The sequence below is a fragment of the Paraburkholderia diazotrophica genome (assembly GCF_038900755.1).
In the GTDB taxonomy this organism is placed as follows: domain Bacteria; phylum Pseudomonadota; class Gammaproteobacteria; order Burkholderiales; family Burkholderiaceae; genus Paraburkholderia; species Paraburkholderia diazotrophica_A.
Genome location: NZ_JBBPEN010000002.1, coordinates 939,511 through 950,184, shown reverse-complemented (window position 1 = coordinate 950,184; position 10,674 = coordinate 939,511). Strand labels below are relative to the sequence as shown.

The window sequence follows — 10,674 nt, the reverse complement described above, 5'->3', positions numbered from 1 at the left end:
ATACATTCGCATTACTAATCATCTTTCTGACGAAAACGAAAATTGATCACCGCGTGCCCGACGGCGTCCCGTATGTGCGCGGGTAGCTGTCCGGGACTGGTGTACGTAAAGGTCAGTACCGCGGGTGCGTCCAGAACAATGAGTGCAAGTTGATACACACGCATTCGATCGTTCTGCCAGTTGAATTCGAGATAATGGGCCACGCGCCCGTCGACCTCGCACGATTGATCGACGTGCATCTGCAGATCAATCAGTTCACGTTTGAACTTCGCTTTCTGGACGTTGATGTAGTCGGAGAACTCAGCGCCATAGGGCAGATCGTCCCGCGTCAAGACCAGATTGCAGCCGGGGACGTCCGGTATCGTTGGAAGTAACACATTAACGCTACGGTCGTGCCAGTTGTCGGGTAAATCCAGAAATCCCTCGTTAGTGAAATAACGCATCGTGTATCCCATTACTTTACTGATTGATGTACAACGGCATTACCAGTTGTGACTTGCCCGCCGCCAAACGATCCTCATCCACCGGACGCAGGTGGGGCGGGATCTGGCGCATCAGGGTTGATATTCACGTGTGTCGGACCGGAGATCAAAATGTTTCCGTCGGCGGTCATGCGAATCACGCTCTGCCCGACCTCGAACGCGATTTCTGTTGCAGCCTTCAGATGAATCTTTCCCTGGCTGGACTCCACCTGGATGTCGCCTATCGTTCCCGTACCGCCGGGTTGAGGGCCCGTCGTCTTGAGCGTGGTATCGCCGCCGATCGTGTGAGTCTGCGTGCCACCAACCGTGACTTTTTCGTTCTGTCCGACGGTCGTGGTCCGGTTATGTCCGACGCTATGTGTCTCGTCGTGGTGAACAGTGTGCGTTTCATCATGTTCGACTTCGGTGCGCATGTCCTTCTCGGCCTGCAACCACAGTTCTTCCGCCCCCTGCTTGTCCTCGAAGCGGATCGCATTGGCATTGCCTGCACCACCTTTCATGGAGCGTGAAAGCAGTCCGCTTTGCGTCGCGTTACCCGGCAGATCCCACGGCGGCATCGTCGCCGCGTTGTAGAGTCGCCCGACCACGATCGGCCTGTCCGGATCGCCGTTCTCGAAGTCCACGATCACTTCGGTGCCTACACGCGGAATATTGACGCCGCCAAAACCGCCTCCCGCCCACGGATACGACACACGTATCCAGCACGAAGAGTTGTGGTCCTTCGAACCGTGGCGGTCCCAGTGGAACGCAAGTTTCACGCGCCCATACTGGTCGGTCCAGATTTCCTGTCCGTCGGGGCCAGTGACGATCGCCGTCTGTGGACCGCTGGTGCGTGGCTTCGGGTATCGCGAACGAGATGGGCGAAACACTGTCGTCGCCGGTTGCACCACGAACGAGCTATCGATCGAGTAATCGCCCGCACCACTGGCGTCACCAATCTCCGTCGCAGAAAACCAGGCGCTGATCACCAGGTACTCCTGGTTTGATGCCTGATGTGGATAGCCCTCAAGGTGGAAGGTCGTTCCACATACCACATCGCGTACGTTGCCACTGCCGGACGCACGCTCACCGTGCGCGCGGACTTCTTCCATACGCAACCGAGCAAATTCCTCGCCGTGCGACGGGTCGGTGTAGTCCCCTGGCCACTCGTAGCGCTCAAAATCGTTATGTGCCGTTTCCTGTGGCAGTTCGTTTTGCGCGACCAGTTGCGCCTTCGGCTTCTTGAAGTCGTAATCGTTCGTTGTCCACCGTCCCGACTGAAGCGCACCACCGGTATCGAACGTGTGGATATATTCCCGATCGATCTTGTGTCCTGGCGGGTAGTATCTCAGCGTCTGGTAGGCAGCGCTCAGGACCGGCTTGTGAGCGCCGAGGTGGTCGACCAGCACCATCCGGTGAAATGTGTCCGAGTGCTCGAAGAACCAGTAAATGCCGTGCTCGGCCATCAGACGCTGAATGAAGAAAAAATCCGTTTCACCATACTGGACCTGATAGTCCAGCACCGGATACGAACGACTCAGGCGCAGGTCGTACGAGTACATGTAGTTCCCGTCTTGCGCTGGAATATTTTGAAATCGGACCGCTGATTTGCCAGCCAGATCCAGGGTCTCAGCACCAGTTCATAATTGCTCTGCCGGTTGGACTGATCAACATAGCGCGCTTCCGTCACAATGCCGCTGATTTCTCGCGTGCCCACCCCGATGTTGGCCGCCCCCGCCATGCCTTCGATTCCCGCCATGAAGGTTCCCATGCCGTCCAACTGGGCCGTGACCGTCAGTTCCTTCCCGATCATCGTTTTCAGATCGATGTTGGCCGCGACCTCGGCGGGAATCTCAATGGGCGTCCGGCACGCCAGCGTGTATGCGTAGATTTGGGACAGAGTTTCTTCGCCCGCGATCCCCTTGAGTTCAAGGGCCGGCCCGCCGAGCGGCGATTCCGGCAAGGCCAGACCGCTCATCGTCACCGTACGGCTCGTTGAAAACCTAAGCATATCTAAATACACTCCATAGTTTTATGACTGAAACGACGACATCTTCCGTCCCGTTATACCTGCGCGTTGGTTCAATCTGCGATCTCGAGAGGCCTGTTCCGTAGGTAGGCACTCGCGCCGGCACCCTCAATTACCGGCAATGGAAGGCTTTCACCTTTCCTGTAATCCGTTCCGTTTCCTTCGTTACACAGATGGCCTGTGCCGCCTGATGCATCGATCCATTCCCCCACTCCTGTTGCGTTCCCCTCTGGCAGGCACGATCACGCTGTCTCGCCCATCCGGCAATCTGCGTTTCCAGGCGGTTCCTGCATGCCGGGAATTGCGTCTCCTTGCTCGATACGGCGAGGTGAAGATTCTGCTCGGCCACCAACTGATCACGCCATGCACAGAAATTCATGCTGGTCTGGCTGGCGTCGCAATTCACGAGGAGCGCGGTGATCTCGCTCGCGGGCAATCCGCTGCGCGTGGCAATTTCATCGACGGGGTTCATGGCCGCTGCGTGGAGCGACGTGCAAACCAGGCCAGCGAAGAGAGGGATTCTGTGTTTCATCGCGCCGGCGCCTGTGGCTGGAAAGGCGCCGCTTCTTCGCGGCGCCTGTTGACCAGTCCCGCCGACCGGACAGGATGCAGACGCCGGCCATGCGCATCTCGCGGATACACATTGACGTTCCGGCTCATGTGGGTCACCACCTGAGCGTCTTGCCCGGCGTTTGCTGCCGAAAGCACCGGATGCGCCCCCGTCGGCCCGGCGTTGTAGGTGTAGCTCACCAGCGCGTCAAACTGCTCCTGATTCAGTTCGCGTCGCGACACCTGCCGCCGCACCGCCGCCTCGGCACTCCGCACGCTGACCGCGAGCTGTGAATTAACGTCCGCGGCGTTCACGGGACGACGCATTTCTTCGTCCGTGCACGGACCGTGATGTGCCAGTCCGCCCACGCCGAAAGTGCAGTTGTTGGCAATGTCGTTGTAGTAGTGAAGAACGGCTCCCTCTCGCGTTCTCAATGCGTTCAGGCCTGCCGCACTCGTGCGTTTCGTCTCATTGGCCACAGTTGCTCCCTCCTCGCTTTCCCTTTGACATTGAACCCAGCGACTCCGCCGGAATCGCTTTCATAACGTCCGAATACCGCTTGCCGACGAACTGTCCTCGTTGCTGCTCGGCCAGTGAGTCAGGGCCGTCAGGATGGCGCCGCCACCGATGATCGCAAAGGCGATCGCCGTCGCCCAGATCGCCCCGAAGGCATCGATCCTGGCACTCGTCTGCGGGCGCCCCTTCACATACCGGACGCTTACGTCCTGTCCTACTTTCATGCCGTAAATAAAGCCGCCTTGCGGGTACGAGATCACCTCGCCTTCTTTCGTCACGAAGGTGATCTGCGGATGACTTCCTCCGGCATTCAGGGCAACGACCTTTCCCGGTACAACCACTGACTCCTGCAGGAACTGGCGCGTGGACAGGGCGTTGACCAGTGCGGCACCGAGGAACACAGCCCCAAGCACAAGCGACATGACAAATCTGAACATCGGGTTCGCCTCTCTAGCGGCAGTCCGGTTTTTCGCGCGTAGACACAACGCGCCCTGTATCACTCACTTTCCCACTGCGCAAGCAACTCCACCGGGATGGCACTGACCACTTCCGCGTAGCGTTTGCCGACAAGCTGCTCGGCGCGCCGCAAAAGCATGGGAATCGGGCTGCTCGGCTCATGCTGCTCGTACCAGTGACGCGCTTCACGGATACGCTCCAGTGCGCCTTCCCGCCCCGTCACCGCCACACCGACGCGTGGTCCGTCTGTTTCGGCGGCGGTTTGCTGTGCCACATCGCGATGCTCTGCGGATGCATCGTCGATCGACGTAGCCGCTGTTTCCGCATTAACGGGCGGCACGTCTTCAATCTCTGGCACAGCCGGCGTCGCAGCCACGCGCACCCCATCGCCCACCACCCGCCGCAGTAGCCGGATCAAGGCCGACAGGTCCGGCTGATAGACGCCGAGATGCGCCTTGGACCATTCATCGATGGACGTAAGGCTTGCGAGCGCCCTGTCGAATCCGGCCAGCATGTCCGGCTGCTGCATGCGCAGATCTTCGAGCTGTCGCGTGACCGATTCGGGCGCAAGCGCATCGGTCGGCCGCGGATGCGCAAAGGCGCGCTCGACGTCGCGCACCTGGAGCCGCGTGGCCGTCGAACGCGTGAGCGCGATCTCGCGCACATCGGACAGCAGTCCTTCCGTGTCGGCCAGTGTCTGCAACGCGTTCATGCGGATTTCGAGCGCTGCCTCCCGATCGTCATCGACGCCCGGCTGCGGGTGAATCGTGTCGGGAAAGGCAGCAAGCCACCCCGCCAGCAGTCCGAGACCTTCCGCGAGTCCGGCCGATGCCGCGAGCCGCGTACGGCTGCGCGCAAACAGTACGGCAAGACGCATGTCCTTGCTGCGTATCATCAGCCGCCGGCAATCGCGATCGACTTCGTTCCAGTTCACTGGTTCGGGCGAGCCGACGAAATCGCCATATTGCGCGTCCATCTTCGCGGCCATCTGCGCCGACAGCACGACGAATTCCGGATCGTATTCGAGGTCGGCTCCACACGGGGCATTCGTATCGACGGGCGTCATCCAGTCGTGCGGCGCCGGCACTGCGGAATTCGCCGTTGAAGATTTCGACGCACCCTGTTTCCTGCTGTTACTCATTCTGTCCCTTGACCTGCAACGTTGCGCGACGTCCATTGCCGCCATCGCCACCCTCTACGCCCCGATTCGCGAACTGGTTCACATACCGTTCCGGTTCGAAGCGCATCCCCGTAATCGGTTCACCGCTGGGCGAGCGGCCAAGCCACCCCGACCAGCCCAGCTGCTGTGGCCCGCCCATCACGGCGGGCGGTGCGCTCTGCGCGCGAATACGCAGCTCCAGTTCCCAATCGAATTCGCGACCAATGAAACTGCGTACCCAGTCGACCAGCTTTGGCAGATCCGCGCCGCGCGGCGTAAAGCGCAGATACTCGTCGATATCGACGGGGCCGATGACAATCCGGAAACGATGCTGGCGGTCGGGCACCTGCTCACCGAGCATGGCGCCATCGCCCATCGTTGCGGCCGCACCGGGATTGCCGAGAAGGCTGTGATCCTCGGCCGCGACATCGATCCAGTGGAACACGTATTCATCGATTGCGACCGGCACCCCGAAATAACGCTCGAGCGTCATGCGCAAGCCATCGGGATCGCGTGCCTCGCGCACGAGATTGGCCGACGCGGCCAGTTGCGCATGTGCAGGCAGCGCGCGTTGCGCAATTTCCCCCGTATCCTGCCCGCTCAGACTCGCGATGTAGAACGAGAACCGCTCGCTGTCGGGGCCGGCGCGATCGAGCCCAGCGGTCGCCTGTGCGCCTGCCCAGGCGCGGTAGAGCAGCGTCAGATAACGGTGGTGAAAAATGTCGAGAAAACTCACCAGCGTGCGGTCGCGCCGGCTTTCTTCGCGCTCTCGCGCGATTTCCGTCATGTGGATGGGCAGCGGCCCATTCGGCCCGAGCATGCCGAGCCCGAAGAGGCGCACATGCATACGTCCATCCAGCTCGCCGACACTCGCAATCTCACGTGGCGCAAAGATGAGACTCGGCTTCTGTCCCAAGCGGAACGGTTCGGCACGCGGACGGCGCGCCGTGCCGATCGGATCGATACGGACATCGGCGCCAATGCGGCGCATCAGCGAGAAGAATCCGTAACGCCACGGCTCGGCCTGCAGGCGCTCAACCATTTCGGGCGAAAGCGCCGCATCGCGCAGCATCGAGGTGAACGGTGCGCGCTTCATCAGGCCACTCCGCGTGTGCCCATGCGCACCGGCCAGCGCATCACGCGACCGCGCTGCATCGAGTGGAGTTCGGTCTGCGTGAACGAGTTGATCGATACGTGCCGCGCCAGATAGTGTTCGAGAATCAACCCGAACAGGTACGGACTAACGCCAGAAAACCCGTTCTCGTCGACGGTCAACTGGCATTCGATGCCGCGCCCGAACACCAACGGACCGCCACCCGGAAGCTTTCGCGCCACGGGCTGCGTCTTCACGCCCACGAGGCTTTCGACCTGGCGCTGGTGCGTGGTGTCCTCGCCTGTGAGGAACAGCCGCAGCATGTCGCGCACGCCCTGCCCGCCCGGCCGGTGGTCGATGTCTTCGAGCGGCAGATAGTTGAAGTTCAGTTGCCGGATCAGTCGCCATGCCGTCTCACGCTCCGCGAAGGGTGCGCGTGGCGTACTCGGCGCGCGGATCAGCCCGACGCTTCTGACGGGCGTGTTCTCGGCCGCCTCAAGATCGTTCACCCCATCGCGCGGTACGAGGTTCGGCAGATCGCGATTGGTCAGCCACGCATCGACCGACAGGTAACGCATGCCTTCGTGATAAGGCGCCTCATGCTGGTCGACCAGCGAGACGAACACCTCAGTGCCGACATAGGGCGTGCGCGTGCCGTAGCGGCGCGCCGAATCCGAGAGCAGACGGCGCTCCCGGCGCAGCGAGAAATACCGGCCGTGATTGCCCTCGTCGTTGTTCAGGGTCTGATACAGCGGCCGGAATTCGAGTGTCGCCGACTCCTTGCCGACCTGACCATAAAGCGCATCGACCGCGAACACTTCGTAGTCGAGCGGCGCGAGCCGCCTGGGCACCAGATGGAACTCGGTGCCGGCTTCCTTCAGCTCGATGCGCTCCACCTTGCGCGGAAACAGGTTGATCACGGGCGTGCAGAACAGCGCGAACCGCGATGCATCGACCAGTCCTGCCAGACGGTCCGGCGACTGGTCGAGCAGCACGACGATTTCGACCTCGCGACCTTTGGCCTTCTTCAGGCCCTCCTGAAGTCCCGTCAGCGTGAAGAAGTAAAAGCGGCTCGGACACGCGAAGTATTCATGCAACAGGTTGTGTCCGTGAAACTTCGACCAGACGAGCGGCAGCAGCCCCTGATCGATACCCAGCCCCTCGTGAACGACCGCGCCGCGCGTCACCGCCGCGAAAGGCCGGTCTGCATCACCGAACGCGCCGGGCTCACCCGTGATCGACGCCACACCGGCCGCGTGGAGCAGTTCGAACAGGTGCGAGGCCACCTGTTCGTCACCGGCGAGATAGATCGGGAGGCGATCCAGCCCGCGCAGATCGGTGATATTCGACTCGCCCGTGGCACGCAGGCGCAACCGTAATGCGCCACGCACCTGGGTATGGGACGGCACATAGCGGTCGAGCATCGGAATGTCCGGCGGAATGCCCGTCAGCCGCGCATCGACGATCTCCAGCGGGTATAGCGTGACATCCTGGCTGCTGCGGAATTCGCACGCCGTCTGCTCGCCCGGCGGTATCCGGCTTTTGAGCGTCGTTCCGCGCGACACCCGGAAGCCCTCGACAAGGTTGCCTTCCTTCGGGCTCGGGTAAAAACGCGCGACGGCCATCGACGGCGTCGGCGCGACATAGTTCGGATAGACGACTTCCAGCAGACGCCCGGTGAAACGCGGAAACTCCGCGTCGAGCTTGAGCTGCATGCGCGCGGCCATGAAGCTGAATGCCTCGATCAGCCGTTCCACGTACGGGTCGGTCATCTCACCGGCCTGCATGCCGAGGCGCCGCGCGATCTTTGGATGCGCCTTCGCAAACTCGCCTGCCAGTTCGTACTGGTAGATCAGTTCCTGGTTGTAGTAGTCAAGCAGTCGCGGGTCCATGCGAAGTTCCTGTCGCTCACCGAGCGGTCGTTTGGAGACGGCTCGTTTCGAGATCGAGCGAGCTTTGCACCATGAATTCGAGCGGATACGGGTCCATACGGATCATGCCGTGAATCTCGAACGCAAGATGGTTGTAGCGGCCCTGACTGTCGATCGCCGTCAGTGGCACGACCCTCACCGAATCCGGAATCAGGCGAGGCTCGAAGTCAGCGATCGCGCGCTTGATCATCGTTTCGATATCGGTCCATTTGCGCGAGGCCATGAAGGCGCCCGCGAGCGGCGGCACACCGAAGTTGATCGTCGACGCCGCCGCCTGCGGATAACGCTGGCGGTCGATCAGATCCTCGATGCTGGTCGCGTTGAGCAGAAACGCGAGATCGCGCTGGATGATGTCGCGCATCTGCGCGCGGGTGACAGCGTATTCGCCCGGCGCCTCGGTCTGCCGGTGCGGCGCGTCATCACGCAGGCGGTCCAGCAATGTGGGCAGCAGGTGCGTATCGGCCCTTCGCGGCGCGGATACGGTCTGGTTCCGGTCATGTGGCTTGCGGCTCACAGCGGTGCTCCCGACGTCGTATCCTGATGCCGGACCGCAGCACCTTCGGCAGGCAGAGTGAACGAGCAGCGAGCCAGTTCGTGCAGGTCGAAATCGCCTGTGCTGGTTGCCCACGTCTTGCGACCTGACGCGATCACGCCGGTGCGCCCGAGTTCGCGCCATGCCGTGCGTCGGGCCAGTAGCAACGCATCACGATCGTCGCCTTGGGTATCACCGCTGTCCGGATAACGCGCCGGCATGAAGCCGCGCATCTGCGTGCCATCGCCCAGTGTCAGCATGCACGGCGCCCAGATGAGGTCGAGCAAGGTCGCGGGGCGTTCGATCTGCCATGCCGCGATGTCGGCCAGCGACAGCCATCGATAACGCCCTGCCGTAATGAACTCACAGATCGGCCCCAGCCGCGTGTCGCTGTCGCCGATCCATTCGAATTTGATGTCGCCACTATGGCCGGCGACCAGCGGCGCCAGATCGAGCGCACGCTCGCGCGCGTCATCCGCCGCGTCCATCTGCCCCTGCCCGGTGAACTCTAACGCGGCGAGCATCGCCCGCATCCACAAGGGCATATCGTCCACGACGAAACCCGGCTGCTGTTGACCGGCCATCACCCTGGCACGCGTGCGTTCGGCACGTATGAGATCGCGACAGACCTGCACGACGGGTGTCTGCCCGCGATCAAGCTGCGCGTATACCTGAAGCTGCTGCACCGCCCGTTCCCACTCACAGGTGACGCATAGCCACTGGAACAATCGCCAACGGTGAACGGCCTGGGCCGGCTGACTTCGAATCGCGGCCTCGGCGGCCTCGATCTCTGCTGCAGGAAAAAGACGAGCCCGCTCCTGCGCGGGCAGTGTTGGCTGGACGGTCATTCGGTCGACCCGTTATGCGCGAGAGAAGCGGTGTTGAATGCAGCCATCGGGCTATCGATTGCCAACGTGTGATGCTCGCGCCGCGCTAGCGACGGCGGCAGCGATACGGAACGTTGCGACGCCGTCGCATGAAACTCAGGTGGCGCGAACAGCTGAAGAATCTCGGGCATCGGTTCTGGCATTACGGGCTCCGGTGACTCGCCGTGGCGAAGCGGACCGAACGCTTCCTCCAGTTCCTCGATATCGGACAGCAGATCTGCAATGGACCCGGTTGCGCGATCATTGCCGTCGTGCTCTTCCCACGGCTGCCGTGTGGAAGCGTGTTCCGCCCGCAAACCGGAGCCGACCCATTCACCCGTCAGCGAAAAACGGGATGAAGCAATCGCCTGGTAATACTGATCGTTCAGACGCCGGATGATGTCATCCGGGCCGGTTGTCGCTGGCGTCTCATCCTGCGCACGCGTCGCCGAATCGTGACCCGCATCGGACGAGGTGCCGAGCAGATCGTAGATGGCCTCGCTGCCGCGCAATAACGCCGCCTGAGCGTCAGAACCGGACATGGCGGCCGCATTGGCCCGCTGATCATCCAATGCGCCGGCCAGGTTCTTGCCGAAGAGTCTGGGAATGTGAACGGAGATTGCCATTTTGCGATGCGAATACTATTTACATCGATACTGTTTTAACCGGGTAGCAGATTCGGATTAACGCACGACCAGGTAACTTCCGTCCACATTAAATTATTTTGCCGATCATTGAATTTAGAAGTTTAATTCGAGATATAACTTATTTACAAATCGATCCGACAGAAAATATCAAATTAATCCTACGAACAATTCCCAATTTTACGATTACAGTCGCGCGACATCTGCGAAAATTCATGCCATAGAATTACAAATTCGTTTATATATCAATGAATTGATACCCAAAAATCCCGATCTCAAATTGCATACTCATTCCATGCTTTTTGCATACGCGATGAACATCCCATTAAATTGAGTAACCAACACCCCAATTGACGGCCAGGGTATAGCTGCCAATAATTCGCCAAGCGCCACAAAAAAAACAGAAAGCGCCCGTCATGATGGAGGGAATCTGAAAT

General features: G+C 60.8%; 12 protein-coding genes. All 12 read right to left on the bottom strand.

Features of this window, described 5'->3' with window-relative positions; all coding sequences use genetic code 11:
- Positions 1-14: 14 nt before the first annotated feature.
- Positions 15-443, bottom strand: coding sequence for a DUF1795 domain-containing protein (locus AABE10_RS09630; RefSeq protein WP_342933011.1), 429 nt, complete (start codon positions 441-443; stop codon positions 15-17).
- Positions 444-517: 74 nt separating this feature from the next.
- Positions 518-2,023, bottom strand: coding sequence for a type VI secretion system Vgr family protein (locus AABE10_RS09625; RefSeq protein WP_428983282.1), 1,506 nt, complete (start codon positions 2,021-2,023; stop codon positions 518-520).
- On the bottom strand, positions 1,999-2,439 hold the full coding sequence (locus AABE10_RS36395; protein ID WP_428983292.1) for a contractile injection system protein, VgrG/Pvc8 family: 441 nt from the start codon (positions 2,437-2,439) through the stop codon (positions 1,999-2,001). The genes AABE10_RS09625 and AABE10_RS36395 overlap by 25 nt, the downstream gene beginning before the upstream one ends.
- A gap of 163 nt (positions 2,440-2,602) precedes the next feature.
- Positions 2,603-2,962, bottom strand: a complete 360-nt coding sequence (locus tag AABE10_RS09620; RefSeq protein WP_342933010.1) for a lysozyme inhibitor LprI family protein — start codon at positions 2,960-2,962, stop codon at positions 2,603-2,605.
- A 56-nt stretch (positions 2,963-3,018) separates the two neighbouring features.
- Positions 3,019-3,519 (bottom strand): glycoside hydrolase family protein, encoded by a 501-nt coding sequence (locus AABE10_RS09615; RefSeq protein WP_342933009.1) that lies wholly within the window; start codon positions 3,517-3,519, stop codon positions 3,019-3,021.
- A 60-nt stretch (positions 3,520-3,579) separates the two neighbouring features.
- On the bottom strand, positions 3,580-3,993 hold the full coding sequence (locus tag AABE10_RS09610; RefSeq protein ID WP_342933008.1) for a DUF3592 domain-containing protein: 414 nt from the start codon (positions 3,991-3,993) through the stop codon (positions 3,580-3,582).
- A 59-nt stretch (positions 3,994-4,052) separates the two neighbouring features.
- Positions 4,053-5,153 (bottom strand): type VI secretion system protein TssA, encoded by a 1,101-nt coding sequence (gene tssA, locus AABE10_RS09605; protein ID WP_342933007.1) that lies wholly within the window; start codon positions 5,151-5,153, stop codon positions 4,053-4,055.
- Positions 5,146-6,267: a type VI secretion system baseplate subunit TssG gene (tssG, locus tag AABE10_RS09600; RefSeq protein WP_342933006.1), complete on the bottom strand. Its 1,122-nt coding sequence runs from the start codon at positions 6,265-6,267 to the stop codon at positions 5,146-5,148. The genes tssA and tssG overlap by 8 nt, the downstream gene beginning before the upstream one ends.
- Positions 6,267-8,156: a type VI secretion system baseplate subunit TssF gene (gene tssF / locus AABE10_RS09595; protein ID WP_342933005.1), complete on the bottom strand. Its 1,890-nt coding sequence runs from the start codon at positions 8,154-8,156 to the stop codon at positions 6,267-6,269. The genes tssG and tssF overlap by 1 nt, the downstream gene beginning before the upstream one ends.
- A 16-nt stretch (positions 8,157-8,172) precedes the next feature.
- Positions 8,173-8,709 carry a type VI secretion system baseplate subunit TssE gene (gene tssE, locus AABE10_RS09590; RefSeq protein WP_342933004.1) on the bottom strand — a complete coding sequence of 179 codons (537 nt, stop codon included), beginning with the start codon at positions 8,707-8,709 and terminating at the stop codon, positions 8,173-8,175.
- On the bottom strand, positions 8,706-9,575 hold the full coding sequence (locus tag AABE10_RS09585; protein ID WP_342933003.1) for a type VI secretion system accessory protein TagJ: 870 nt from the start codon (positions 9,573-9,575) through the stop codon (positions 8,706-8,708). Before AABE10_RS09585 ends, tssE begins: the two co-directional genes overlap by 4 nt.
- Positions 9,572-10,135, bottom strand: coding sequence for a TagK domain-containing protein (locus tag AABE10_RS09580; RefSeq protein WP_342933002.1), 564 nt, complete (start codon positions 10,133-10,135; stop codon positions 9,572-9,574). Before AABE10_RS09580 ends, AABE10_RS09585 begins: the two co-directional genes overlap by 4 nt.
- Positions 10,136-10,674: the final 539 nt, after the last annotated feature.

Excerpts from the sequence above, each read along its gene's own strand:
- AABE10_RS09580 (WP_342933002.1), bottom strand. The coding sequence starts at position 10,135 with ATGTCCGGTTCTGACGCTCAGGCGGCGTTATTGCGCGGCAGCGAGGCC.
- AABE10_RS09630 (WP_342933011.1), bottom strand. The coding sequence starts at position 443 with ATGCGTTATTTCACTAACGAGGGATTTCTGGATTTACCCGACAACTGG.
- AABE10_RS36395 (WP_428983292.1), bottom strand. The coding sequence starts at position 2,439 with ATGAGCGGTCTGGCCTTGCCGGAATCGCCGCTCGGCGGGCCGGCCCTT.
- tssG (WP_342933006.1), bottom strand. The coding sequence starts at position 6,267 with ATGAAGCGCGCACCGTTCACCTCGATGCTGCGCGATGCGGCGCTTTCG.
- AABE10_RS09625 (WP_428983282.1), bottom strand. The coding sequence starts at position 2,023 with ATGTACTCGTACGACCTGCGCCTGAGTCGTTCGTATCCGGTGCTGGAC.
- AABE10_RS09610 (WP_342933008.1), bottom strand. The coding sequence starts at position 3,993 with ATGTTCAGATTTGTCATGTCGCTTGTGCTTGGGGCTGTGTTCCTCGGT.
- tssA (WP_342933007.1), bottom strand. The coding sequence starts at position 5,153 with ATGAGTAACAGCAGGAAACAGGGTGCGTCGAAATCTTCAACGGCGAAT.
- AABE10_RS09585 (WP_342933003.1), bottom strand. The coding sequence starts at position 9,575 with ATGACCGTCCAGCCAACACTGCCCGCGCAGGAGCGGGCTCGTCTTTTT.
- tssF (WP_342933005.1), bottom strand. The coding sequence starts at position 8,156 with ATGGACCCGCGACTGCTTGACTACTACAACCAGGAACTGATCTACCAG.
- AABE10_RS09620 (WP_342933010.1), bottom strand. The coding sequence starts at position 2,962 with ATGAACCCCGTCGATGAAATTGCCACGCGCAGCGGATTGCCCGCGAGC.